At 39.6% G+C, this 25,056-nt stretch carries 25 protein-coding genes; 24 read left to right on the top strand and 1 reads right to left on the bottom strand.

All coding sequences use genetic code 11. From position 1 onward, the window contains the following. Window positions 1–3 precede the first annotated feature (3 nt). Window positions 4–2,316: a DNA translocase FtsK gene (locus tag FC85_RS12630; protein ID WP_057865901.1), complete on the top strand. Its 2,313-nt coding sequence runs from the start codon at window positions 4–6 to the stop codon at window positions 2,314–2,316. 163 nt (window positions 2,317–2,479) lie between these two features. Here the strand turns inward: FC85_RS12630 and FC85_RS15570 are convergent, their stop codons facing one another. Then, window positions 2,480–2,623, bottom strand: coding sequence for a DUF4044 domain-containing protein (locus FC85_RS15570; protein WP_225427590.1), 144 nt, complete (start codon window positions 2,621–2,623; stop codon window positions 2,480–2,482). A gap of 64 nt (window positions 2,624–2,687) precedes the next feature. Here FC85_RS15570 and FC85_RS12625 point away from each other — a divergent pair, with 64 nt between their 5' ends. The 23 genes from FC85_RS12625 (at window position 2,688) to FC85_RS12515 (ending at window position 24,927) form a co-directional block, all read left to right on the top strand. Beyond that, window positions 2,688–3,071, top strand: a complete 384-nt coding sequence (locus FC85_RS12625) for a DUF3397 domain-containing protein (RefSeq protein WP_057865900.1) — start codon at window positions 2,688–2,690, stop codon at window positions 3,069–3,071. Window positions 3,072–3,417: 346 nt separating this feature from the next. Then, on the top strand, window positions 3,418–3,843 hold the full coding sequence (gene mraZ / locus FC85_RS12620; RefSeq protein WP_057865899.1) for a division/cell wall cluster transcriptional repressor MraZ: 426 nt from the start codon (window positions 3,418–3,420) through the stop codon (window positions 3,841–3,843). A 29-nt stretch (window positions 3,844–3,872) separates the two neighbouring features. Next, the gene (gene rsmH / locus FC85_RS12615; protein WP_057865898.1) at window positions 3,873–4,820 is read left to right on the top strand and encodes a 16S rRNA (cytosine(1402)-N(4))-methyltransferase RsmH; all 948 of its coding nucleotides are present in this window, start codon (window positions 3,873–3,875) and stop codon (window positions 4,818–4,820) included. 21 nt (window positions 4,821–4,841) lie between these two features. Beyond that, the gene (gene ftsL, locus FC85_RS12610) at window positions 4,842–5,219 is read left to right on the top strand and encodes a cell division protein FtsL (RefSeq protein WP_057865897.1); all 378 of its coding nucleotides are present in this window, start codon (window positions 4,842–4,844) and stop codon (window positions 5,217–5,219) included. After that, window positions 5,216–7,375: a penicillin-binding transpeptidase domain-containing protein gene (locus FC85_RS12605; RefSeq protein WP_057865896.1), complete on the top strand. Its 2,160-nt coding sequence runs from the start codon at window positions 5,216–5,218 to the stop codon at window positions 7,373–7,375. The genes ftsL and FC85_RS12605 overlap by 4 nt, the downstream gene beginning before the upstream one ends. 23 nt (window positions 7,376–7,398) lie before the next feature. Continuing rightward, window positions 7,399–8,358 carry a phospho-N-acetylmuramoyl-pentapeptide-transferase gene (gene mraY / locus FC85_RS12600; protein WP_057865920.1) on the top strand — a complete coding sequence of 320 codons (960 nt, stop codon included), beginning with the start codon at window positions 7,399–7,401 and terminating at the stop codon, window positions 8,356–8,358. A gap of 132 nt (window positions 8,359–8,490) precedes the next feature. After that, the gene (gene murD / locus FC85_RS12595) at window positions 8,491–9,873 is read left to right on the top strand and encodes a UDP-N-acetylmuramoyl-L-alanine--D-glutamate ligase (protein WP_057865895.1); all 1,383 of its coding nucleotides are present in this window, start codon (window positions 8,491–8,493) and stop codon (window positions 9,871–9,873) included. Beyond that, on the top strand, window positions 9,870–10,961 hold the full coding sequence (murG, locus tag FC85_RS12590) for an undecaprenyldiphospho-muramoylpentapeptide beta-N-acetylglucosaminyltransferase (protein WP_057865894.1): 1,092 nt from the start codon (window positions 9,870–9,872) through the stop codon (window positions 10,959–10,961). Before murD ends, murG begins: the two co-directional genes overlap by 4 nt. Window positions 10,962–10,985: 24 nt before the next feature. After that, a complete protein-coding gene (locus tag FC85_RS12585; protein WP_057865893.1) occupies window positions 10,986–11,789 on the top strand; it encodes a cell division protein FtsQ/DivIB in 804 nt (267 codons plus the stop codon). A gap of 124 nt (window positions 11,790–11,913) precedes the next feature. After that, window positions 11,914–13,218 (top strand): cell division protein FtsA, encoded by a 1,305-nt coding sequence (gene ftsA / locus FC85_RS12580; RefSeq protein WP_225427589.1) that lies wholly within the window; start codon window positions 11,914–11,916, stop codon window positions 13,216–13,218. Between the two features lie 26 nt (window positions 13,219–13,244). Continuing rightward, window positions 13,245–14,537 carry a cell division protein FtsZ gene (gene ftsZ, locus FC85_RS12575; RefSeq protein WP_057865891.1) on the top strand — a complete coding sequence of 431 codons (1,293 nt, stop codon included), beginning with the start codon at window positions 13,245–13,247 and terminating at the stop codon, window positions 14,535–14,537. 53 nt (window positions 14,538–14,590) lie between these two features. After that, window positions 14,591–14,959 carry a cell division protein SepF gene (locus FC85_RS12570; protein WP_057865890.1) on the top strand — a complete coding sequence of 123 codons (369 nt, stop codon included), beginning with the start codon at window positions 14,591–14,593 and terminating at the stop codon, window positions 14,957–14,959. Window positions 14,960–15,011: 52 nt separating this feature from the next. Next, complete coding sequence (locus FC85_RS12565) at window positions 15,012–15,287, top strand: YggT family protein (protein ID WP_263862678.1); 276 nt, start codon at window positions 15,012–15,014, stop codon at window positions 15,285–15,287. A gap of 21 nt (window positions 15,288–15,308) precedes the next feature. Beyond that, entirely contained in the window at window positions 15,309–16,100 is a 792-nt protein-coding gene (locus FC85_RS12560) for a YlmH family RNA-binding protein (protein ID WP_057865889.1), read from the top strand. A 15-nt stretch (window positions 16,101–16,115) separates the two neighbouring features. Continuing rightward, complete coding sequence (locus FC85_RS12555; protein ID WP_057865888.1) at window positions 16,116–16,793, top strand: DivIVA domain-containing protein; 678 nt, start codon at window positions 16,116–16,118, stop codon at window positions 16,791–16,793. A gap of 267 nt (window positions 16,794–17,060) precedes the next feature. Then, the gene (gene ileS / locus FC85_RS12550; protein WP_057865887.1) at window positions 17,061–19,868 is read left to right on the top strand and encodes an isoleucine--tRNA ligase; all 2,808 of its coding nucleotides are present in this window, start codon (window positions 17,061–17,063) and stop codon (window positions 19,866–19,868) included. 225 nt (window positions 19,869–20,093) lie between these two features. Beyond that, window positions 20,094–20,297, top strand: a complete 204-nt coding sequence (locus FC85_RS12545) for a cold-shock protein (protein WP_057865886.1) — start codon at window positions 20,094–20,096, stop codon at window positions 20,295–20,297. Between the two features lie 66 nt (window positions 20,298–20,363). Then, the gene (locus FC85_RS12540; RefSeq protein WP_057865885.1) at window positions 20,364–20,906 is read left to right on the top strand and encodes an NUDIX hydrolase; all 543 of its coding nucleotides are present in this window, start codon (window positions 20,364–20,366) and stop codon (window positions 20,904–20,906) included. Between the two features lie 11 nt (window positions 20,907–20,917). Beyond that, complete coding sequence (locus FC85_RS12535; protein WP_057865884.1) at window positions 20,918–21,217, top strand: hypothetical protein; 300 nt, start codon at window positions 20,918–20,920, stop codon at window positions 21,215–21,217. Between the two features lie 12 nt (window positions 21,218–21,229). Continuing rightward, entirely contained in the window at window positions 21,230–21,919 is a 690-nt protein-coding gene (locus tag FC85_RS12530; RefSeq protein WP_057865883.1) for a 5'-methylthioadenosine/adenosylhomocysteine nucleosidase, read from the top strand. A gap of 18 nt (window positions 21,920–21,937) precedes the next feature. Beyond that, complete coding sequence (locus FC85_RS12525; RefSeq protein WP_057865882.1) at window positions 21,938–23,101, top strand: cysteine desulfurase family protein; 1,164 nt, start codon at window positions 21,938–21,940, stop codon at window positions 23,099–23,101. Further along, on the top strand, window positions 23,101–23,442 hold the full coding sequence (locus FC85_RS12520) for a DUF1831 domain-containing protein (protein WP_057865881.1): 342 nt from the start codon (window positions 23,101–23,103) through the stop codon (window positions 23,440–23,442). The genes FC85_RS12525 and FC85_RS12520 overlap by 1 nt, the downstream gene beginning before the upstream one ends. A 453-nt stretch (window positions 23,443–23,895) precedes the next feature. Then, on the top strand, window positions 23,896–24,927 hold the full coding sequence (locus tag FC85_RS12515; protein WP_057865880.1) for a branched-chain amino acid aminotransferase: 1,032 nt from the start codon (window positions 23,896–23,898) through the stop codon (window positions 24,925–24,927). Window positions 24,928–25,056: the final 129 nt, after the last annotated feature.

Genomic DNA, 25,056 nt, shown 5'->3' with positions numbered 1-25,056 from the left:
TTAATGGCTGCACGCAAGAAAACACGCAAGAGGACGACTCGTAAACGTGGTCGACCTCGAAAAAAAACGGCATTAAATCAATCCTTTTTCTCTAAATATGCAATTAATTTAATCGGGGTAATCGTTGCGATTCTTGCCATACTAGGGCTTTTTCATGCTGGAATTCTGGGTATTCTCATTATTAATGTTGTCCGAATTTTTGTTGGAAGCCTTTATCCGTTAGGCCTTGGGGGTTGCCTAATTGTTGCGTTATGGTTAGCCGGTTTTTCTAAATTTCCTAAACTGAAGCTGCGTTATGTAACTGGTGCTGGGATGGCATTATTGGGAGTTTTACTTTGGTTAACGTTGGCTGAATATGTCCAGACTGCCGAACCGGTTAATTTTATTAGTGTTAACTGGGGAAAGTTAACTGATGATATTGCCTCCGCAAATGTGAACTCAAATATCGGTGGCGGCATCATTTCAGCAGTCGTTTTTTATTGCCTTCATATCCTTGTTGGCAAAATTGGAACGGGAATTGTTGCCGGCTTAATTGTTATTGGGGGAGTATTCGTCTTATTTAACATTTCTTTTGCAAAAGCCTTTTTAGCACTCCACCAAGTAATGACCTTTTTAAAGGGGCAGATAGTAACTGTTGCTCATAAAATTAATCGTATTCGAAACCAACAGCGAAAGGATGACACCAGTTCTATAAAGAAGACGCCGGCGAAGCCAATTGAAACGCCTCAAAAAGCCGACTCAATGCCAGAGGATGATGCCAAATTTTCAACATCATCAATTACGATTTCGGGGATGCCAGTTACCAAGGATGCTGATAAACAAGCGGTTCCCCAGAAGACCGAATCCGTTAAGAAGGAAAAACCAACGGGTGATATTAACCTTATTGATGTTCAAGAAGATGATTCTTATAAATTACCAAGTCCTGACTTGTTAACTCAGGTCCCTCAAGAGGATCAATCTGGAGAGCTAAAATCAATTGATCATAACGCTCAGGTGCTTCAAAAGACGTTGCATAGTTTTGGTGTTAAAGCAGAAATTAAACACGTTAGTTTGGGACCTTCAGTTACAAAGTATGAGCTCCATCCAGACATAGGTGTGAAGGTGAGTCGGATTGTTAATCTTTCTGATGATATTGCACTAGCGTTAGCCGCCAAGGATATCCGAATTGAAGCGCCAATTCCAGGGAAATCATTGATTGGAATTGAAGTTCCTAATAAAAAAATTGCGACGGTTTCGTTTAAGGATGTTGTGGAACATCAACCAGATAAGCATGGTCATCTGCTGCAGGTGCCTCTTGGCAAGGATGTCAATGGAAACGTGATTACTGCTGATTTAACTAAGATGCCGCATTTGTTGATTGCTGGATCGACCGGTAGTGGGAAATCAGTTGCAATTAATGGCATTATTACCAGCATCTTGTTAAACGCGAAGCCAAGTCAGGTTAAATTGATGCTCATTGATCCTAAAAAGGTAGAGCTGGGTGTATATAATGGCATTCCTCATTTGTTGAGTCCGGTCGTATCAGAGCCTAAGAAGGCTGCTCGGGCATTACAAAAGGTCGTTTCTGAAATGGAAAACCGTTATGAAATGTTTGCTAAATATGGTCAGCGAAAGATCAGTAATTTCAATGAGTTTGCGGCAAAGAACAACCGCGAAAATGACACAAAAATTCAACCAATGCCTTATATTGTGGTTATTGTCGATGAATTAGCTGATTTGATGATGACTGTTTCTAACGATGTCGAGGCAGCTATTATCCGATTGGCCCAAATGGGTCGGGCAGCTGGAATCCACATGATATTAGCCACTCAGCGACCTTCTGTTGACGTTATTACCGGATTAATTAAGGCAAATGTCCCATCGCGAATGGCGTTCGCTGTTTCTAGTGGTATTGATTCACGAACGATTATTGATACCAATGGGGCCGAGAAATTGCTTGGTCGTGGTGATATGCTATTTTTACCGATTGATTCTAATACACCAGTCCGTGTTCAAGGTGCTTTCATCTCTGATCAGGATGTTTCAAAGGTCGTTAAGTTTATTACTGATCAGCAAACAGCCGATTATGATGAATCTATGATGGTGAGTGACGAAGAAATTAAAGCTGAAGACCAACAAGCTTCTGAGGATGATCTATTTCCGGATGCACTTGACTTTGTCGTCGAGCAGCAAAAGGCCAGCACTTCATTACTTCAAAGACATTTTCGAATTGGTTATAATCGGGCGGCTCGACTGATCGATGATTTGCAACAACGTGGTTACATTGGCCCCCAGGATGGCAGTCGGCCACGCCAAGTTTATAAGAAAGACATTTAAATAAGCTAAATCAATTTGTTGTTTGAAACCAGGGATGCGCTAAGAGATTGTTTTATATCCTTTCGAAAGTTTTCCCTGTCGGATTCAGTTTCAATATTGACAACAATAAAAAAAGGCCAAAGCAAAGTATTTCTTTGCTTCGACCTCATTCATCCAATCTGATTTAGACGAATGTCATTACGGCTGATACAATCAATGTTCCAACGGTTGAAATAATCATTAACCAGACAAATACGTAAGTTATTTTCTGAAATCTTGTTTTCTTTTTTCGCGCCAATATTTGCACCACTTTCTCAAAGTATTCCATAAACAGTTTAACGATCATTATGATTGATTGCAACACGTTTTGTCAAAATTAGGAGGAAAGCCGCATGCATGTATCTTTATTGATGACTAACATTGCAATCTTTTTGGGTCAACTTCTGGTTTTACTAATTGTTGCGGGTATCGTGATCAGCATTAAGAAGAAAGTCCTGACCCACCACCAAGTTCGAATGACGCCAGTCGATTTTTGGCCACCAATTCTTTTATTATTTATTCATCAAATTAGTATAAACGGACTGTCGAATTCGTTGTTACCACAAGTAGTAGTGATCTGGATTGGAATTAGTTTGCTGATTTTATTCTGGCAAATCTTTTCTAATCAAGAGCTTACATATAAGAAGTTTTTTGTGATATTTTGGCGATTCGGTGATCTGATCGTGTTTATTAGTTGGGTCGGTGTTGTAATCTATGTGATCTATCAGAGTCTATAATGAGAAAATCTCCTTTTGTCACGTTATTTTGGCATCAATTTTGATTATTTTTAGTTAAAGAAAACCCGTAAAGTCAACTTTTTATAAACGTTGATTTTTACGGGTTTTTTGATGCCATAATCTTGAGTGCAAATTGAGTTAAAGGTGGTGCTATCAAGATTTATCAAAATATGGGGAATGTCCACCACTGGTCCTGAAGCTGACCACTATGCGGATTTGAATCCGAATGATATATTTAATTGGCATGTTATAACATTAATTGAATAAAAATTGAGTGCGTGTGGTTGATAGTGGGGAATTGTGGTAGAATGTGATTGCAAGTTGAAATTTAAGGGGGATGACGATATTGTTCATGGGTGAATATCAACACACCATTGATACCAAAGGACGACTCATCATCCCCGCAAAGTTCCGTCATGAACTTGGTAACAAATTCGTTATGACACGAGGCATGGACGGGTGCTTGTTCGGTTATCCGATGAGCGAATGGCAAGAAGTGCAGAGTAAAATCAATGTACTTCCGGTCAGCAAAAAAGATGCCCGATACTTCACCCGTTTTTTCTTTTCTGCCGCTGTCGAATGTGAATTTGATAAGCAGGGTCGGATCAATATTCCCGGCATCTTAAGGGATTATGCCAAAATTCAAAAGAAGTGCGTGGTTGTCGGAGTTTCTAATCGATTTGAAATCTGGAGTGATAGTCGTTGGCTAGATTTTAGTACCGATGCGGAAAAGAATTTTAACGAAATTGCAGAGAATATGATTGATTTTTAAACTGAAACAAGGTAAAGAGTGGTGATTAGATGGCTAGTTTTAAACATGTGACCGTATTACTTAATGAAGCAGTTCAGGGATTAAATATTGATCCAAGTGGTACATATGTTGACGCAACGCTAGGTGGTGGGGGACATACCACAAAAATATTAGAACAATTACAAACGGGGCATCTCTTTTCATTTGATCAGGATGAGGTTGCAATTGCTTACAATCAAAAGCATTTGAGCAAATTTATTGATGATGGTAAATTGACGCTCATTCATGATAATTTTCGAAATCTAAAAGGAGCTTTAGCAGCTCAAAATGTAAAAGGAATCGATGGTATTGTCTACGATCTTGGCGTGTCATCGCCTCAATTTGATGATGCCAGCCGGGGATTCAGCTATCGATTCGATGCTCGCCTTGATATGCGGATGGACCAGGATAATCCACTCGATGCATGGAAGGTTGTGAATGAATGGCCATATGAACAACTTGTTCGAATCTTTTATCGTTATGGAGAAGAAAAATTCTCCAAACAAATTGCTCGTCATATTGAGCGCCAACGAGAAGACCATCCGATTGATACAACTAATGACTTGGTTGCAATTATTAAAGATGCGATCCCGGCAGCAGCTAGGCGTCATGGCGGTCATCCTGCTAAAAAAGTGTTTCAGGCAATTAGAATTGCCGTAAACGATGAACTTTCTGCGCTTGAGGCTTCATTAGAACAAGCGCTTGAGTTATTAACTGTTGGTGGCCGAATTACTGTTATTACATTTCAGTCACTTGAAGACCGATTAGTTAAAACGATGTTTCGTGAAAAAACGTCATTGCCTGAATTGCCGCCTAATTTACCAATTATTCCAGATGGCGTTAAACCCAAATTCAAAAATGTAACTAGAAAGCCAATTACGCCAAGCGAAGACGAGTTAACTGAAAATCATCGCGCTCACAGCGCAAAATTGAGAATTATTGAACGGACTAAAATCTAGAAAAAGGAAGAATACATAATTATGGAACAAAATAATTTGGCACGTAGTTTTGCTCAAGCGGAACCCAAAAAAGTTGTTTCAACACCTGATCAAGTGGTCACAAAAAAAGTAAGGGTCTCTCAAAGACTTAATCTTTCAGTTTTTGAAAAGTTACTAATCGTTTGTGGAAGTGCACTATTAACTGTGCTAATGTTAGTAGTTGTATCTTCCAAGATTGCATTATCTAATTCTCAGCATCAGTTGCAACATTTGGATAGTCAGACAGTTAATGTTCGCAATGATAATACCAATTTAAAGCAACAGATTGGTGAGCTTCAAAGCAGCAGTCGACTTGATAAGATTGCCAAGCAGAGTGGAATGTCACTTTCGAATCACAATATAAGGAATGTTACTAAATGAAGGATTCATCTGATCGGGCCACAGATAATTTAAAATCACGAAAAAATCGAAAAACTGTCGGTGTTTGGCTGTTTTTCATTTTTATTGTGGTCTTTTTTGTTCTTGTGTCGCGACTCATGATTATTGCGGTTGGCAAGAATGTTAAGAATGTCAATTTGAATAGTGAGGCCCAAAAGTTGTATACCCAAACCCAAACATTAAAGGCGAAGCGGGGAACAATTTATGATGCAAATGGGAGCCCAATTGCTGAGGATACAAGTACATATTCACTTTATGCGGTTTTGGATAAGAGTCAAATTGGAATTAATAATAAGCCTTTGTATGTTACAAATAAAACGAAGACAGCAAAAATCCTTGCCAAGTATTTACCAATTAGTAACAAAAAGGCACTTCAATTTTTAACACCCAAAAAAGGGCATCCATTTCAGGTGGAGTTTGGCAGGGCGGGTCAGAACATTTCCTTAATTACTAAAAAGAAGATTGAAAGTCAGCATCTTCCAGGAATCAATTTTATCCAGCAACAGGCAAGATTATACCCGAACGGTGTTTTTTCATCTAATTTAATTGGTGTGGCGACGTCTCAAAACAATAAAAAAACGGGTACAACAAATTTAGTTGGTCAAATGGGAATTGAAAAGGCCTTTAACCGTCAGTTAGCGGGCCAAAACGGATATAAGGATGCCCAATATGATGTCTATGGATATAAATTACCTGGTAAAAAGCAAAAAGAAAAACCTGTTAAAAATGGGGACAATATCTATACAACAATTGATTCACGGATTCAAACTTTACTTGAGAGTGAAATGAATTCAGTTCAGTCCCAGGTTCATGCTGCCGGAATGAATGCAGTGCTGATGGATGCAAAGACCGGAAAGATTGTGGCTGCAACGCAACGACCAACTTTTAATGCTGCAACCTTGAATGGTATTGGGAATGCTTGGACTAACACATTAACTGCCGACACTTATGAACCAGGATCAACGATGAAAATTTTTACATTATCTGCCGCAATTAACTCTGGGCATTTTCACGGGAATGATACGTATCAATCCGGGCAATATTCAATTGATGGCAAGATTGTTCCAGATTGGGATCCTAATGGTTGGGGCTATATTACTTATAATAAAGGATTTGCACTTTCAAGTAACGTGGCAATGTCTCATTTGGAACAACAAATGGGCCCCAAAACTTGGAACAAATACATTCATAAGTTTGGCTTTTTAAAGAGCACCAACAGTGGTTTGCCGGGTGAACTTTCTGGTCGAATTCAATTTAAATATCCAATTGAACAGGCCGATACCTCGTTTGGTCAAGGAATTGAAGTAACTACAATGCAGATGATGCAGGCACTAACAGCAGTTTCAAACAACGGTACAATGATGAAACCATATTTCATTTCAAAAATTACTGATCCTAGTTCTGGCAAGATTGTTAAGCAATATGGTCAGAAAGTTTTAGGCCATCCAATCAGTTCGGCGACGGCTAAGAAAGTTCGTGAGCACATGCAGGATGTCGTCTATAAAAGCTACGGAATTGGTCAGGACTATAAGATGAAAGGCTACCGAGTAGCTGCTAAAACTGGAACGGCTCAGGTAAGTAACGGGTATGGTGGTTATGCATCTGGCGATGACAGCTATCTTTATTCAGTTGCTGGAATGGTTCCTGCTAATCACCCCAAGTATGTGATGTTTATTACGATGAAACAGCCTAAGCTGACGGGTACCAAGACTGCTACTCAATTATTGGCAGAGATCTTTAAGCCGGTAATGACTCGGGCACTTCAAAATGCAAATACAAAGCAGGCAACGGTTAAACGACAAATGCCTTCAGTTGTTTATAAAACCACAACTGAGGCCAAGCGGATTTTAGAAGAAAAGAACTTTGATGTGATGTCAATCGGAACTGGTGATACGATTATCAAACAATCACCAAGTGTTGGAAAGTCAATTCGTGAACAAAAGCGAGTCTTCGTTTTGACAAACCATGGTTGGAAAATGCCTAGGATTATTGGTTGGTCAAAAAATGATGTGGAGACGTTCTGTCATTTAACTGGCTTGAAGCTGGAATCAACCGGTAAGGGGTATGCTGACAGTCAGAGTATCGCATTTTCAACGTCAATTAAAAATAAACAAATATTAAAAGTAAATTTTGAATAATTTAAGGATGGTTAATAAGAATGATGGGTAATTGGGTACTACCTTTGCTAAGCAGTTTTTTTATAACGGCATTATTGATGCCGAGCTTAATTAAATACTTCCGTAGCAAACATGAGGGTCAGATGATTCGTGAAGAGGGACCGCGATGGCATGAAAAAAAATCTGGGACACCAACAATGGGTGGCATTTTATTTATATTTGCAATCGTGATTTCTGATTTAATATATGGCTGGTTTAAAGACATATTGAATCCAACCTTATTGATCTTATTATTTGTACTAGTAACGTATGGCCTGATTGGAATGTGGGATGACAGTATCAAGTTGTTCAAACGCCAAAATGAAGGCTTGAAAGCTTGGCAAAAGTTGCTGGGTCAGATCGTTGCGGCAGTCATTTTTTCATGGGTTTATATTCATGAGGGTTTTCCATTAGGAATTAAAATGCCGTTTGGGAATGATTGGCACATTGGCCTATGGTACATTTTATTTATCGTTTTCTGGTTAGTTGGTTTTTCAAACGCTGTTAATTTAACTGATGGACTAGATGGTTTAGTTTCGGGTTTGGGTGTTATTTCTTTTGCAACTTATGCGATTATTGCAATGGTTCAGCACCAAGTTGAAGTTGCCATCTTTTGTATGTCGGTTGTCGGCGGATTGCTTGCCTTCTTTATTTTTAATCATAAGCCAGCTAAAATATTTATGGGAGATATGGGATCGTTAGCTTTGGGTGGCGCATTAGCTTGCGTTTCGATCTTAGTTCATCATGAATTTTCACTATTGATGGTTGGGATTATTTATGTGATGGAAACAGCAAGTGTTATGATTCAGGTGGCATCATTTAAGTTAACTGGTAAACGAGTTTTTAAAATGACACCGATCCATCATCACTTTGAAATGCTTGGCTGGTCCGAATGGAAAATTGACCTGACATTTTGGTCGATTGCCCTCATTGCATCGGTCATCAGTATTATGACGATTATATAAGGGTTGGGACGAAATGATGAGTTTTGTTGCCAACCTATTTGGCTATTTGAAATTCTGCAATTTTTTACGAAATTAAGCGAGTTAAAATAATGACATATATTCTATCTAAAATAAACCGAGGTAATCATACAAATGAAAATGATCGATGACTATAAGAATAAAAAAATTCTGGTTCTTGGTGCTGGAAAAAGTGGCACTCATGCTGCAGAATTGCTGCAGGAACTTGGTGCGACTGTTGTATTAAATGATTCTAAGCCGGCGTCTGAGTTGCCTGAGGTAAAGGAGCTTACAGATCATGGGATTAAAACAATTACGGGTAACCAGACACCTGATATTTTGAATGAACATTTTGATCTGATGATTAAGAATCCTGGGATCCCATACGATAACCAAGTGGTTGCTGCTGCTGTTCAACAGGGGATGCCGATCATTACGGAAGTTGAGTTGGCTTCCCAAATTACGGATGCTGAAATTATCGGGGTTACAGGAAGTAATGGAAAAACAACGACGGTTACGATGATTACCAAGATTTTGAACCAGGAACGACCCAAAGGCCGTGCTTACGCGGCTGGTAATATTGGTATTTCTGCGACCCATACCGCATTGAAAACGACTGCTGATGATACAATGGTCATGGAATTGTCGAGTTTCATGCTTTTGGGAATAAAGACGTTGCATCCACACGTAGCTGTTCTGACAAACATTTTTTCCAATCATTTGGATTATCATAAAACTCGGAAAAATTATGTAAATGCCAAGATGAGAATCACAATGAATCAGACAGCGGATGATTATTTTGTTGTTAATTTTGATTCGGACGAATGGCGGCAGCTCAGCAAACGCAGCCGTGCCAAGGTTGTTCCATTTGCGCGAAAAACTGAAATCAGCCACGGTGCATATGAAAAAAACGGTAAGCTTTATTATAACGATGAATTTATCATGAATGCCGACGATATTAAAGTTCCAGGTAAACAAAACGTTGAGAACGCGTTGGCCGCAATTGCCGTTGCAAAGATTTTAGGAAAATCAAATTTAGCAATTACAAACGTTTTGGAAACCTTTAGTGGTGTTCGTCATCGAGTCCAGTATGTTCTGGAATCTGAGGGTCGGCGCTTTTATAATGACTCGAAAGCCACTGACATTGAAGCCACCGAGATGGCATTAGATGGCTTTGATCGCCCCGTTGTACTGCTCGCTGGTGGGCTGGATCGAGGGTATACGTTTGAAAAGCTTATTCCCCAATTTAAAAAACATGTTAAAGCAGCTGTCTTGTTTGGCCAAACTGCTGATTTGTTGGCGGATGCGTTAAAGGATGCCGGTGTTCAAAAAATTACTAAGGTTGATAATTTGGATCAAGCTGTACCAACTGCTTATCAATATAGTGATACGGGTGACATTGTGTTGCTTTCACCTGCAAATGCCAGTTGGGATCAATTTAAAACATTTGAACAACGCGGTGATGAATTTATCAAGGATGTCGAAAAGTTGACCCACAAGCAGGAGGAACGGCAATGAGACTTATTATTTCAGGTGGCGGGACTGGCGGACATATTTATCCCGCATTGGCAATCGTTGAAGATTTACTCAAGCAAGAACCAAATTCTAAAGTCCTTTACGTTGGGTCCAAACGGGGATTGGAGAGCTCAATTGTCCCCAAACAGGGTCTTGATTTTATTGCATTAGAGATCCAAGGATTTCGGCGATCATTATCGCTTGAAAATTTTAAAACACTTGCATTGTTCTTTAAGAGTGTCCACCAATCCAAAAAAATTATTAAAGACTTTAAACCGGATGTTGTAATCGGAACCGGGGGCTACGTTTCTGGTGCGGTTGTTTACGCGGCAGCTAAAGCCCATATTCCAACAATCATTCATGAACAAAATAGTGTTGTGGGGCTAACTAACAAATTTTTAAGTCGGTATGTTGATAAAATTGCCATTGGATTTCATGAAGCCAAAGACCAGTTTCCTGCCCAAAAGGTTGTTTTCGCCGGTAACCCACGTGCACAACAAGTTGCTCACATGAAAAGTGATTTTAAATGGTCAGAGATTGGCTTGGCAGATAATGAGCCCACAGCGCTGATTTTTGGTGGGAGTCAGGGTGCTCCTGCGATTAATAATGCCGTTGTCTCTGCGATGAGTGGTTTTAATCGACGTAAATATCAGGTTGTTTTTGTGACTGGTCAAAAACGGTATGATGAAGTTATGCATCAATTAGCCAAGAATAAAATTAATGACAATATTAAAGTCCTACCTTACATAGACAATATGCCAAAGGTTTTACCAAGAGTTGATTTGATTGTTGGTCGGGCTGGCGCAACGAGTATTGCTGAAATCACTGCGTTGGGAGTTCCATCAGTATTGATTCCAAGTCCTTACGTTACTGCCGATCATCAAACTAAAAATACCATGAGTCTTGTTAATCGGGGAGCTGCATTAATGATTAAGCAGGCCGACCTTGATGGTGAAAGTTTATTAAAAGCTGTTGACCAATTGATGCATGATCAGCAGGCACGTGAGAAAATGTCAGATAATTCAAAAAAACTTGGTGTTATTGATTCAGCTGATAAGATTTTGGAGATGGCACGGGCGTTAATGCATTAAAAAAGTTATCGGGGGTTAGTAACTTTGGGAAAGAAGAATGATAATCAAACTAATATGACGCCCTGGCAGCAGGCAAACCAGCATGTTGGTCAAGATCCGGTTACTAAACAGAAACGACATTTTTTAAAAGCGTACCAGCGGCATAATTTAAAGAAGATGTCACCACTAATTTTGTTAGCGCTGTTGATTATTGCGGTTATGGGGTTCTTCATTTCACCTTACAGCCGGGTTAGCAGCGTGCGAATTACTGGAAACGAGATTGTCAGTATTAAACAGATTAAGCATTATTCACCAATTAAAAAGGGGACACCGCTGATTTCGGTTTGGGGAAAGACGGAAAAGATGGCCGCAGAGTTAAAAAAACGTAGTCAACGGATGCAATCGGTTGAAATTAAACTCCTTCATTTTAATCAAGTGACGATAAAGGTTGCTGAATATCCAACAATTGGTTACTTATATGGAAATGGTGGTTACCAGCCGATTTTAAAAAGCGGTGTCATTATCAAAGATAAAGTGCTAAACCCACGGGCTGGTTTTCCAATTTTAAAAAAATTCCATAATGCCAAGCGACTCCGACGAACGGTTCAACAGTATCGCCGAATTGATCCGCCGGTTCGTGCCAGTATTGGCACCATCAGCTATTCGCCCACAAAGAGTAATCCCGATCGAGTCTTCTTGCATATGCACGATGGTAATCGCGTGTATGCTTCGATTGATAGTTTTGGCGATAAAATGGACTACTATCCAAGTATCAATTCAAAGCTCAAAGTTAAAAGTATTATCAACCTGGAAGTCGGGGCTTATTCATATCCGATTACAAAGAAATGATTAACTGAATAAGTAAGGCTCATCGCTTGCTATTCGCTTCGATTTAACTTTTTCCGGTGTTGTGATTGTGTTAAACTTATGTTATGTTCAGAAAATATTCTAGATGTGGAGGTTCCTTACATATATGGATAATTCGGGTTTGTATGTGGGACTTGATATAGGAACTACCTCAATAAAAGTAATTGTTGCAGAAAAAGTAAAAGGGCAATTGAACGTTATTGGTGTGGGGAATAAGCCTTCTAATGGTTTAAGCCGCGGTGTGATTGTTGATATTGATCAGGCGGCTGAGGCAATTAGAGGTGCCGTAAGTCAAGCTCAAGAAAAGGCAAGTATTGAAATTAAAGATGTTGTTGTTAGTGTACCGGCAAATATGCTGCGAATTGAACCGTGTAATGGTTTAATTACCCTTGATGATCAATCAAGAGAAATCACGGCCGAAGATGTTCGTAATGTTGCAGCATCTGCTCTGGGCACTAGTCTGCCCCAAGAGCGAGAAGTGATTGATATCCAACCGGAAGAATTTATCGTTGATGGATTTGACGGGATAAAGGATCCACGGGGAATGGTGGGCGTGCGACTTGAAATGCGTGGCAAGCTAATCAGTGGATCAAAGGGTATCATGCACAATCTTCAAAAGGCAGTTGAAAAAGCTGGCTTGAATATTGTATCAACAGTATTAACCCCATTGGCTGAAAGTCATGTGATATTAAATGATGGTGAACAAGATTTTGGGACAATTATTGTGGATCTTGGTGGCGGTCAAACGACGGCTTCGGTTATTCATGATCATCAATTAAAATATGCAACGACTGACTCAGAAGGTGGCGGCTACATTACCAAAGACATTTCAATTGTTTTGAATACATCGATGCAGAGCGCAGAAAAAATTAAGCGCGATTACGGTTATGCAGATTCTTTGCAGGCTTCAGCTGATAATGAGTTTCCAGTTGAAGTCGTTGGCCAAACAGAGCCGACATATATTGATGAACGGTATCTTGCAGAGATTATCGAGGCTCGTCTCAGCCAAATCTTTGATCGAATTAAAGATCGTTTAAATCAAATTCAAGCGTTGGATTTACCTGGTGGAATTGTTTTAACTGGTGGGGTAGCTGCACTTCCGGGAATTGCCGAATTAGCCGCTGACCAATTTAACACAAATGTCAGAGTCTATATTCCTGATCAGATGGGATTGCGACATCCATCATTTACAGCTGCACTTTCACTAGTATCTTATTTTGCCGATTTGGCAGACGTTGATATGATTGTTAGATCGGCCGTTGGTGCCACATTAACCAAGGTTCCTAAACTAACAGATTCTCACGATACACCAGACCCTGTGTCAGATAAACCAAATAAACCGAAACGACAAACACAGAAAAAGAAACGTGGCCAAGGAATCCGGAATTTCTTTAGCGATTTCTTCGATTAGGCACTTTAACGGAGGTAAAAACAATTATGGAATATTCATTAGACTCCACCGATAATCACGGTGCAAATATAAAAGTCATCGGAGTCGGTGGCGGTGGCAGTAATGCCGTTAATACAATGATCAGCTCAGATGTCAAAGGCGTAGAATTTATTGTTGCCAACACTGATGTACAGGCTCTGGCAACTTCGAAAGCAGAAACCAGAATCCAACTTGGTCCCAAATTAACTCGAGGCTTAGGGGCAGGTTCTAATCCAGATATTGGTGCCAAAGCTGCAGAAGAAAGTGAGGAAGCTATTACCGAGGCACTTGAGGGTGCTGACATGGTTTTCGTTACTGCCGGAATGGGCGGTGGCACTGGTAATGGTGCAGCACCAATCGTTGCCAAGATTGCTAAAGATCAGGGCGCATTAACTGTAGGCGTTGTTACCCGGCCATTTAGTTTTGAGGGCCCCAAGCGTGCAAAATATGCTGATGAAGGGGTGACACAACTTAAGCAGAACGTCGATACTTTAATTGTGATCTCGAACAACCGACTTTTAGAAATGGTTGATAAAAAGACACCAATGATGGATGCCTTTAAAGAAGCAGATAATGTATTACGCCAAGGTGTTCAGGGAATCTCAGATTTAATTACAAGTCCAGGATACGTTAACCTTGACTTTGCTGATGTTAAGACTACAATGCAAAATCAAGGGTCTGCCCTTATGGGAGTTGGAACTGCTAACGGTGAAAATCGAACGGCAGAAGCAACTAAGAAGGCAATCTCATCACCACTATTAGAAGTTTCAATTGATGGTGCTGAACAAGTATTACTGAATATTACCGGGGGTCCGGATCTGTCATTGTTTGAAGCCCAAGATGCTTCGGACATTGTTTCCCAAGCCGCAACCAGCGATGTTAATATCATCTTTGGAACCTCAATTGATGAGTCTTTGGGTGATGAGGTTCGGGTGACGGTTATTGCAACTGGAATCGATAAGAAGAAGGCTGAAGAAGGTCGACTGGCATCCAGAAGAACTCGGAGTGTCCGACCACAACAGCCAACTGCGCGTCCGCAATCAACTGATCGTAAGACGACAAATTCTGATGATAACAGCCAATCAGCCCACAATGATCCACTGGGTAATTGGGACATTAGAAAGCAACCATCAGCAGCTAGACCAGCCGTTTCTGAAGATGACGAATTTAGCGATGTTGAAAAGAAAGATTTTGATCCATTTCAACCTGATGTTGGTTCCGATGATAAGAAGAAGGAAGATACTGGGAATTCTCAGGATGATGTTCCACCATTCTTCAAACATCGTCGTAATCATAGATAGTTGATTAGCGTGGCCGGTATTTATCGATTAGGGTGAATACGAAAGGACACAACATGTCACAAAAATTTAATTTAGCCAATTTCTTCGGAATGGAAACCCCAAAGCCGAATATTGATACTGAAACAGATGTTGAAAAACCAGCTAAGACAGGCGGTAATGTAGTACCAATGAGCCGACAACAAATAGAATCCAGTAAGATCGTCGTATTTGAACCAGCAAATTATACAGATGTTGAGCCAATTGCTCAAAAATTGTTGGATGATAATGCAGTTATTATCAAGCTAGACAAACTTGATGTTCGCTCATCCGCTAGAATGGTTGATTTTTTGAATGGTGTATTATTTGCCATTCATGGCTCAATTAACCGGTTGGGCGAAAATATTTTTATTTGTTCGCCGAAAAATTTCCAGGTTACCAAGTAAAATGATTAGGTTTGGCAATTAGCTTAGATAAGTAAATTTAAGGAGCAGCATATTGGTATCGATAGTTTTATTTGTAGTTTGGTTATTAAACAAAATAATCAGTATATATATGTTGGCGATCGTCGTTTATGCATTGATGAGCTGGTTTCCAAATGCGTACGGAACGGCTATTGGCCGTTTCTTGGCTCGGATTGTTGAACCATTTGAACGCTTATTTGATTTTGCAACAGTGGGGATGATTAGTTTGGCCCCGGTTGTTGCCTTAATTGTGCTGTCACTAGTTCAGGGTGGGATTACCTACCTTGGCAGATTACTACTCGGCGTTTAAAGTAAGAAGAGGGGTATTACCGTGGTGGAGTCCAATGTTTCCCAACATTATCGACCTGATGAACTGCCTTTTTTGGAATCGATTGATAATTTAAGTGGCCGGGTACAGAATGAATACCGGCCGATCCTTACTAATTTTTTGAATCCACGCCAATTATACATTCTTGAGACAATTGTTAATCGGTATGATGGTATTACATTTAAAACTTTTGGTGGTTATCCAAATGCTGAAATGAAGCGGGCAATTGCTTTTCCAGATTACTTCACGCCCACTGCTGATGATTTTCAAATAACTGCGTTTCAGATTGATTACCCAACAAAATTTGCCACGCTATCGCATGGTCAAATTTTGGGTTCAGTTATGGGGGCTGGGATTGATCGGGATGTGATTGGTGACATTATTAGTGATGGTTTAACATGGCAATTTTTATGTGAAAATGAAATGGCTGATTATTTGCGTGCCCAAGTTGATCGAATCGGTAAAATTAAAATCAAGCTAAAAACCATTTCGCCGGAGGAAATAATTGTCCCAATTGACGAAAGTGAGTCTGCCACAACAACAGTATCATCGCTGCGTGTTGATGCGTTAATTAGCGAGGGCTTTCATATTTCCAGGCATCATGCTAAAGAATTAGTCGATGGTGGTTTTGTCCGAATTAATTGGGTTCAAACTGATCGTCCTGATTTGGAATTATCGATTCAGGATATTATTTCTGTGCGTGGCCATGGCCGAATTATCATTAAGGAAATTGCCGGCGTTACTAAAAAAGGTAAAATTCGGATTGTGATTAATGTGTATAATCGAAATAAATAGGAGGATTGATTCATTATGGTATTAAGCCCACAGGATATTCATAATAAAGAGTTTTCAACAAAATTACGAGGGTATAACGTTGATGAAGTTAATGATTTTTTAGATCAAATTATTAAGGATTACCAAATTATTTTGGAAGAGAATAAGGATTTAAGATCTCAGTTAAGTGAGTCAAAGGATAAACTTTCGTATTTTAATGATTTAAAGGACTCACTGAATCAATCAATCCTAGTTGCCCAAGAAGCCGCCGACAAGGTTAAAACAAATTCTAAAAAGGAAGCTGAAATTACAAATCGTGAGGCTCAAAAAAAAGCTGACGATATTTTGAATGCTGCTCATGAAAAGTCTAATCAAATTCTAGAAGAAGCCTCAAAACGAGCAAAGAAGTTGGCAATCGAGACTGATGATTTGAAGAAGAATACCCGAGTATTCCGACAACGGCTTCAAGTAATGCTTGAAAGCCAATTGGAAGTTATTAAAGGATCCGACTGGGATCATTTGGTTGAAGATACACCGACGACAACTTACGAAGATATTGAAAAAGTTGTTGGAGACCTTGACAATCCTGTAAGTGCTGGGGTAGAATCAGAAACCAAACAGGATAATAATGCGGACATGGTTGAGAATACACCCGCTAGGAATGATGATTCGTTGCAGGCAGTTGTCATTTATCCCGATAAATCAAATAAATAGTTTTAATCGATTAGAGACCAGAAAGTTACTAACTGAAACAATAGCGAGCTAAAGATGGTGAAAGTTTAGCAGTCAACAGTTAATGAAATTGATCATCTCTAGTACATATCGATTATTTTAAGAGATAGAATTGAGAAATTCTAAAATTGGGTGGTACCACGAAAAAGATTTCGTCCCTTGCGACGAGATCTTTTTTTGTATCATGAGATTCCTAGCGATCTTAGTGTTATTAATCCTATTAATATTTCAGAGAAGGGAAGTTCAGGAATGCGAGTAAAAGATACTTTAAACTTAGGAAAAACGAAATTTAAAATGCGCGGTAATCTTCCTGTAAAAGAAGTGGAACGCCAAAAAGCATGGGATGAGAATCGTGTTTATGAACAACGCCAAAAATTAAATCAAGGCAAACCAACATTTGTCTTGCATGATGGACCACCATATGCAAATGGAGACATTCACATGGGCCATGCGATGAACAAAATTTCAAAGGATATTATTGTTCGATATAAATCAATGACTGGGTTCCGGGCACCCTATGTTCCCGGCTGGGATACTCATGGTCTACCAATTGAGCAGAAATTAACTCAAGCAGGTTACGATCGGAAAAAGATGTCAACAAATGATTTTCGTAAATTGTGCCATGATTATGCGATGAAACAAGTTGAGCGACAAAAGGCTGAGTTTAAACGGCTAGGTGTATCGGGTGATTGGGACGACCCGTACCTTACTTTAAAGCCTGAATTTGAAGCTCAAGAAGTTCGTGTCTTTGGTGCATTTGCAAAACGTGGACTCATTTACAAAGGCAAGAAGCCCGTCTACTGGTCATGGTCTTCTGAATCGGCGCTTGCTGAAGCCGAAGTTGAATACCACGATGTGACTTCACCATCCGCCTTTTATGGGGAAAAAGTGGTTGACGGTAAAGGCGTCCTTGATGATGAGAACACTTACATGGTTGTTTGGACGACGACACCGTGGACCATTCCAGCTTCAGAGGGAATTACTGTGGATGCCGGTTTTGACTATTCTGTTGTTCAGCCAGAAGGTGACGATCGTAAGTTTGTGATTGCTACTGAGTTGGTTGAAAAGGATGAAGGGTTGTTTGACTGGAAAAATGTTAAAACACTCAAGACCGTCAAAGGCGAACAACTTGAAGGGGTGCTGGCTGAACATCCATTTGATCATAGTAAAAAATTATTAACAATGTTGGGCGACTTTGTCACGTTGGATGCCGGGACCGGATTAGTGCATACTGCCCCTGGTTATGGGGATGATGACTACAATATCGGTAAGAAGTATGGCTTACCAATTTTTGCCCCTGTCGATGATAAAGGGTATCTAACAGAAGAAGCCGGAAAAGATTTTGCGGGGGTCTTTTACGATGATGCTAACAAAATCTCACTTGACAAGTTAAGATCAGCTAATTTATTACTTGATTACATGCCGATCAAACATAGTTATCCATTTGACTGGCGGACTAAAAAGCCGATTATTTTCCGGGCGACGCCACAGTGGTTTGCATCAGTTGACAAAATTAAAGATGATATTTTAAAAGCAATTGATGAAGTGACATTCTACCCAAGTTGGGGGAAGGTTCGGCTTGCCAATATGATTAAGGATCGTGGCGACTGGGTCATTTCTCGTCAACGGGTTTGGGGTGTTCCACTACCAATCTTCTACGGTGAAGATGGCGAAGCGATTATCACTGAAGAAACAATTAACCATGTTGCGGATCTATTTGAAAAGTATGGATCAGACGTTTGGTTTGAACGTGATGCCAAGGATCTGTTGCCTGACGGATTTAAGAGTGAACATTCTCCCAATGGTAACTTTACTAAAGAAAATGACATTATGGATGTTTGGTTTGATTCTGGTTCTTCTCACCAAGGGGTCCTTGCTGAGCGGCCAGAATTAACTTATCCTTCTGATATGTATCTTGAAGGTTCGGACCAGTACCGTGGTTGGTTTAATTCAAGCTTGATTACCAGTGTTGCTGTTTCAAATCATGCACCATATAAGTCCATTGTTTCGCAAGGATTTACACTTGATGGCGAAGGTCACAAGATGAGTAAATCATTGGGGAATACGATTGCACCAATTGATATTATTAAAAAAATGGGTGCTGAAATTGTCCGACTTTGGGTCACATCGGTTGACACTTCTGCCGATGTTCGTGTCAGTACAGAGAACTTTGTCAAAGTTTCGGATTCCTATAAAAAGATCCGAAACACAATGCGGTTCTTGTTAGCTAACACAACTGATTTTGATCCAAAGACAAATGCAATTCCATTTGCAGAACTAGAAAGTCAAGATCAGTACATGACTGTTCTATTCAATCGATTCCTTGGCGAAGCACGAGATTGTTATGAAAAGTACGATTTCTTAACGCTTTACAAGAAATTCCTAGGCTTTGTGACAAGTGACCTGTCAGCTTTCTATTTGGATATGGCTAAGGACATTGTTTATATCGATAAGGAAGATGGTCATAAACGTCGATCAATGCAGACGGTGATGTACAACATTGTCACGTCGTTAACTAAATTGATGACACCAGTTCTACCGCATACTGCTGAAGAAATTTGGGGCTTTTTGAAGGAGCCTGAATCGTATGTTCAACTGACTGATATTCCTGAACCCAAACATTTTGATAATGATGATGCCATTTTAACAAAATGGACTAAGTTTATGGGTTATCGTGATGATGTCTTGAAGGTATTGGAAGAAGCACGGGATGCTAAGGAGATCGGTAAAGCTTCCGAAGCCGCCTTAACCATTTACGCAACTTCCGAAGTTGCTGATTTATTAAATGATCTCCATGTTGACATGGCAACTGTTTTGCTGGTTTCTCAATTAGAGGTTAAGGCGTTCAGTGATGCACCGGCTGACAGTACGAAATTCGATAGTGATGGCCTTGCATTATCAGTTAAGCCGGCTGAAGGCAAGACATGTGAACGTTGTCGACTAGTTAGAAAAGATGTTGGCTCTGATCCGGATTATCCAACGTTCTGTAAATCATGTGCCGATATCGTCCGCAGTGAATTTCCTGAGACGGTTGGTGCAGGATTCGAAGAAAAGTAATTTATTAATTTGGTTTTTGCTATGAGATGATATGGAGACTCCAGCTTCTTTGTAGGTGTTGAATGAATGAGATAAAGAATATTTTATTCATATTCCTTCAATTTCGCTTATATTTTATGGAATACCATTTCAATAAAGTGATTAAACCAGTAGAATGAGACTGTGGCAGTTATGTCGACAGTCTCATTTTTTGTAGACTAATCATAGTCGTTAAGGAGAAAATTAATGTTAAAGGGAACAATTAAAAGTTATAATTCAAAAAATGCATTTGGGTTCATTAAACAAGAAGCAGGAGAGGACCTTTTCTTTTTTAAAAATGCCTTTCCTGAAGATCAGTATCACCGAATTCAGGAAAATGCCAAGGTGACCTACGTTGTCGTTGAGGGACAAAAGGGGCCTCAGGCTGCCAAAGCCCAGATTGAAGATTAAATAACCGATTCGATTGCATTGATATCGGTTTGTTTGTAGAATAAAGATATTGAAAAAGGTGATTTTTTGGATTTTGAAGAACGCGTAACTAGTTCCACTGAAATTTACAAGGGCGCTATCATTAATGTAGAGAAACAATCTGTGGAGCTTCCCAATGGGCAATTGGCTTTTCGGGAAATTGTTCATCATTCGGGTGCTGTGGCAATTTTAGCGTTAACACGAGATAATAAAATAATCCTTGAGAAACAATGGCGGGCACCTGCAGAAACGACAACCATTGAAATTCCCGCTGGCAAAGTAGATCAACGCGACTCTAATTTTCATCACGCCGTTATTCGGGAATTAAATGAAGAGATTCGCTATGTTCCCCAGAAGGTAAGAGCTTTATATGGGTTCTATACTTCAGTGGGTTTTTCTGACGAATATATGCGTTTATATTTAGCCACTGATTTGGAACCTGTAAAAAATCAATTGCCAAGAGACAAGGGCGAATTTTTGGAAATCTTTGAGAAAACACTTGATGAAGCCATTCAAATGATTGCGAATGGTGAAATTCGGGATGCCAAAACGATTATGGCCATCCAGTATTGGCAATTAATGCAAAAGTAGGTGACTGATTTTTGGCAAGTGATGACGATAAAACAACAAAATCGACGTTAACGCGTGAACAATATCGAAAACTTAAGGGGCAACAGGAAAAAGATTTCGAGCAGCGTGATAAACGCCGTGTTCAAGTTGAACGACAATATGCGCGGCAGCATCATCAGGATCTGCCAAACGATGAAGCGCCAACTACAGATCAAGCACCTGATTTTAAAACATTTCGATGGAGAAAGACCAATCGACGATTAAACTGGATTATTTCAATTTTAGCAGTTCTGATTTTGATCGTTTACTTGGTGCTTTTCTTTGTTAATTAAGGAGAATCTTTCATGGTTTATGGAATTATTTGTGCAATGGACGAAGAACTTGCTGTCTTATCTGAGGCACTTGAAAATGAGGCAACAATTGAGTACGCTCAGATGAAATTTTATCTCGGTAAAATTCATAATCAAGACGTTGTATTGGTCAAATCGGGAATTGGTAAAGTTCAAGCCGGTATTACCACGTCAACGTTGATTAACGAGTTTCACGTTGACGCTGTCATTAATTCTGGTTCCGCTGGTGGGATTGGCACGGGATTATCGATTGGCGACATTGTGATTTCAACGGAAACTGCCTATCATGACGTTGACGTGACCACCTCTGGTTATAAGGTTGGTCAACTGCCTGGCTTTCCTGCCAGATTTCCCGCTTCCTCGGAGCTGGGTGATAAGATTGATCGGGCTGCTAAAGATAGCAACGTGATCGCTCATCGTGGCTTGATTGTTTCCGGTGACCAATTCATTGCAGATTCGAACCGTATTAAAGCAATCAAAAAAGATTTTCCAGATGCGCTTTGCTCGGAAATGGAAGGTGCTGCAGTGGGGCAGGTTGCCTATCAGAACCATGTGCCTTATGTTGTGATTAGAGCAATGTCGGATGTCGGTGATGAGAATGCTGAAGTCAGCTTTGACCAGTTTATTATTACGGCGGGTAAAAAGTCTGGTCAGATGTTAATTGATTTGTTTGAAAACGAATGATTTAGGAAGTGAAAATTCTTGAAAGAAATATATTTAGATAATGCGGCAACAACAAGGGTTTCCGATGAAGTTTACGCCGAATTGATGGATAAATATAAAAATGTTTATGGCAATGCATCAACTTTGTATGGCTTAGGGCGCCAGGCGCGTGAGGTAATGGAAAGTTCACGTGAAACAATTGCTAAAAGTATCAATGCAAACCCCGATGATATTATTTTTACAAGTGGTGGTTCTGAAAGCGACAATACCGCCGTTATGCAAACGGCAATTGCCCGTAAATCCTTGGGAAATCATATTATTACAACCGCTATCGAACACGAAGCGATTCTAAAACCGGCAGCAGCTCTCGAAAAAATGGGCTTTCGAATTACTTATTTACCAGTAGACGAATACGGTAATATTTCATTGGATGATTTGAAAGCGGCCTTAGATGACGAAACAATTTTAGTTTCAATCATGACTGGAAATAACGAGGTTGGTTCAATAATGCCAATTCATGAAATTGGTGAACTCTTGAAAGATCATCAGGCCTGGTTTCATACCGATGCAGTTCAGGCATACGGCTTGCTCGATATTGATGTTAAACGTGACCACATTGATCTGTTATCAACTTCTGCTCATAAGATTAATGGGCCGAAGATGATTGGCTTCTTGTACAAGCGTAATGGGATTAACTTTCCACCTTTAATCAAGGGTGGTGATCAGGAAACCAAACGTCGTGCAGGGACCGAGAATGTACCAGCAATTGCTGGATTTGCCAAGGCGGTTGAGACGATTACCCCTGAAGAAAAGGCTCATCGGCAGGAAAAGTATTTAAAGTTCAAAAAATATATTGCCGACAAACTGACCGCTAATGGCATTGATTTTGAAGTCAATGGCCGGATTACTGAAGATAACTTGAATCACGTTTTCAACATTTGGATTAAAGGAATTTCAACCTATGTTTTACAAACTAATCTTGATTTGGCGGGAATTGCCGTCTCCGGGGGATCCGCTTGCACAGCTGGGAGTATTGAACCGTCTCACGTTTTAGTTGCAATGTATGGAAAAGATAGTCCACGAATTTCTGAATCATTGCGGGTTAGTTTTGGCCGGTATAATACTTATGAAGATCTTGATAAACTTGTTGATTCAATCACTCAAATTGTGACTCGAATTAAAAGCAAAGAGGTGAAGTCGTAATGGCATTTTCAAAAATTGCTAAAGTGAATGGTGATCCAACTCAATATGAAATTAGTGAAAACATTAAACGATATACATTAAAAGACCTTGGGTTTGTCGAAACCAAAGCTGGTAATTTTTCACTAGAACGATCATTAGATCCCAATTCGCCGTATAATGCCGGATATAAATTTAAAATGATGGTCTCAAAAAACATGGACGGCTTTAGAATGGCTATCACAACTGGTAACGGGTTACAGAAATACAATATTTTTAAAACACAAGACACTAAGGAAAGTGTTGAACAGTATCACTTTTTAATTGATAATTTGATTAGTCGTGAGGTTATTAAGCGCGGATAGCTTTGTGTGTTCTGCTAGCTAAACTTGAAGATCTTGCAGTGACTTTTTATAACGGCGGTCGAGACAACCACAATTTTGTCTTGGCCGCCGTTTTTGATTATGAGATTTTTTTGCCATTCAATACATAGAGGTTGTCAATTTTTATAAAAGGTTTTCTAAGGATTGAGGGATTAAAAGTGGCTTTTCTAAGTTATTTCTTATTGATAGTCAGGAAAGGCCAGTAACGGTAATACAGCCGTTTAGTGAATTTGAAGTTTGGGTTGACAGGTAATTTCAAAAGGATTAAATTAGATATTGACTAGGAAATAATGATAAACTATTTTGAATAGTCATTTTAATGATTTGGGGGAGCGTTCAGATATACTATGACCGGTCATCTCTAATTGGAAAAACATACTTAGTCTACAGGCTTATCATTATTACCTAATATTAATTTAAGGAGGTTATTTGCGAATGGCAAAACAAGATGTTAAGGATCTTGATTGGTCCAATTTAGGATTTACATATAGAGATTTACCATATAGTTATGATGAAGAATTTAAGGATGGTAAATGGCAAAATGGTGGGTTAACTACTGATTCGACGCTAACATTTTCTGAAGCAGCTGAGGACTTACATTATGGCCAAGAAGTTTTTGAAGGAATGAAGGCTTACCGAACCAAAGATGGTGGTATTAATCTATTTCGACCTGAAATGAATGCTGAAAGAATGGCAAATTCAGCTAAACGATTAGTCATGGAAGAATATCCAAAGGACAAATTTGTTGAAGCAGTTAAAGCCGTTGTTAAAGCAAACCAAGAATTTGTTCCCCCTTATGGAAGTGGTGGCTCCTTATATATTCGACCATTCATGGTTGGCACGCAACCGGTTGTTGGTGTTTCGCCATCAGATACATATCGTTTTCATATCTATGCCACACCAGTAGGCGCCTACATCAAAGGATTGCATCCAATGCCATATACAGTTAGTGAGTATGATCGAGCTGCATATGCTGGAACTGGTCAGGCCAAGACTGCCGGTAACTATGCAAGTAGTTTATTGCCTTCTATTCTTGCTAAAAAGGCTGGCTTTGCTGATTGTTTATATTTGGATCCACGTGAACACAAGTACATTGATGAATTTGGTGGTGCCAACTTCTATGGTGTTACTAAGGACGGTCAATTTGTGACGCCGAAATCCAACTCGATTTTGCCATCAATTACCAAAAAATCAATTTTGCAAATTGCTAAAGACCAAGGATTAAATCCAGAAGAAACCGAAATCGATATTAATAAGCTTGATAATTTAACAGAAGCTGGTGCCATGGGAACTGCTGCTGTTATTTCACCTGTTGGTTCGTTGACCTATAAAGGCGATAAACATGTCTTTTATAGTGAAACAGAACCAGGTCCTGTTACTCAGAAACTTTATGATACGTTATTCGGAATTCAAGAAGGCGATGTTGAAGATAAGTATGGCTGGGTTGAACCTGTTGATTTGAATTAAACAGTTAAACCAGCTTTGAGATAATTTCATTATTAAAAAGTTAGCTGAGAGAGACTGGACAATCTTCTTTTTGTGGTTGTTCGTCAACTGTTGTTGGTGAATTCAAATATTAAAGTTCTAATCATTTCG

Source organism: Lentilactobacillus diolivorans DSM 14421, from assembly GCF_001434255.1.
Taxonomy (GTDB): domain Bacteria; phylum Bacillota; class Bacilli; order Lactobacillales; family Lactobacillaceae; genus Lentilactobacillus; species Lentilactobacillus diolivorans.
The sequence above is the reverse complement of the archived record's forward strand: the minus strand, read 5'-3'. Positions and strand labels throughout refer to the sequence as shown.

What these genes read in the sequence shown, in the direction of transcription:
- FC85_RS12630 (WP_057865901.1), top strand. Translation starts at nt 4, where the DNA reads ATGGCTGCACGCAAGAAAACACGCAAGAGGACGACTCGTAAACGTGGT.
- FC85_RS15570 (WP_225427590.1), bottom strand. Translation starts at nt 2,623, where the DNA reads ATGGAATACTTTGAGAAAGTGGTGCAAATATTGGCGCGAAAAAAGAAA.
- FC85_RS12625 (WP_057865900.1), top strand. Translation starts at nt 2,688, where the DNA reads ATGCATGTATCTTTATTGATGACTAACATTGCAATCTTTTTGGGTCAA.
- rsmH (WP_057865898.1), top strand. Translation starts at nt 3,873, where the DNA reads ATGGCTAGTTTTAAACATGTGACCGTATTACTTAATGAAGCAGTTCAG.
- ftsL (WP_057865897.1), top strand. Translation starts at nt 4,842, where the DNA reads ATGGAACAAAATAATTTGGCACGTAGTTTTGCTCAAGCGGAACCCAAA.
- FC85_RS12605 (WP_057865896.1), top strand. Translation starts at nt 5,216, where the DNA reads ATGAAGGATTCATCTGATCGGGCCACAGATAATTTAAAATCACGAAAA.
- mraY (WP_057865920.1), top strand. Translation starts at nt 7,399, where the DNA reads ATGGGTAATTGGGTACTACCTTTGCTAAGCAGTTTTTTTATAACGGCA.
- murD (WP_057865895.1), top strand. Translation starts at nt 8,491, where the DNA reads ATGAAAATGATCGATGACTATAAGAATAAAAAAATTCTGGTTCTTGGT.
- murG (WP_057865894.1), top strand. Translation starts at nt 9,870, where the DNA reads ATGAGACTTATTATTTCAGGTGGCGGGACTGGCGGACATATTTATCCC.
- ftsA (WP_225427589.1), top strand. Translation starts at nt 11,914, where the DNA reads ATGGATAATTCGGGTTTGTATGTGGGACTTGATATAGGAACTACCTCA.
- ftsZ (WP_057865891.1), top strand. Translation starts at nt 13,245, where the DNA reads ATGGAATATTCATTAGACTCCACCGATAATCACGGTGCAAATATAAAA.
- FC85_RS12570 (WP_057865890.1), top strand. Translation starts at nt 14,591, where the DNA reads ATGTCACAAAAATTTAATTTAGCCAATTTCTTCGGAATGGAAACCCCA.
- FC85_RS12555 (WP_057865888.1), top strand. Translation starts at nt 16,116, where the DNA reads ATGGTATTAAGCCCACAGGATATTCATAATAAAGAGTTTTCAACAAAA.
- ileS (WP_057865887.1), top strand. Translation starts at nt 17,061, where the DNA reads ATGCGAGTAAAAGATACTTTAAACTTAGGAAAAACGAAATTTAAAATG.
- FC85_RS12545 (WP_057865886.1), top strand. Translation starts at nt 20,094, where the DNA reads ATGTTAAAGGGAACAATTAAAAGTTATAATTCAAAAAATGCATTTGGG.
- FC85_RS12530 (WP_057865883.1), top strand. Translation starts at nt 21,230, where the DNA reads ATGGTTTATGGAATTATTTGTGCAATGGACGAAGAACTTGCTGTCTTA.
- FC85_RS12520 (WP_057865881.1), top strand. Translation starts at nt 23,101, where the DNA reads ATGGCATTTTCAAAAATTGCTAAAGTGAATGGTGATCCAACTCAATAT.
- FC85_RS12515 (WP_057865880.1), top strand. Translation starts at nt 23,896, where the DNA reads ATGGCAAAACAAGATGTTAAGGATCTTGATTGGTCCAATTTAGGATTT.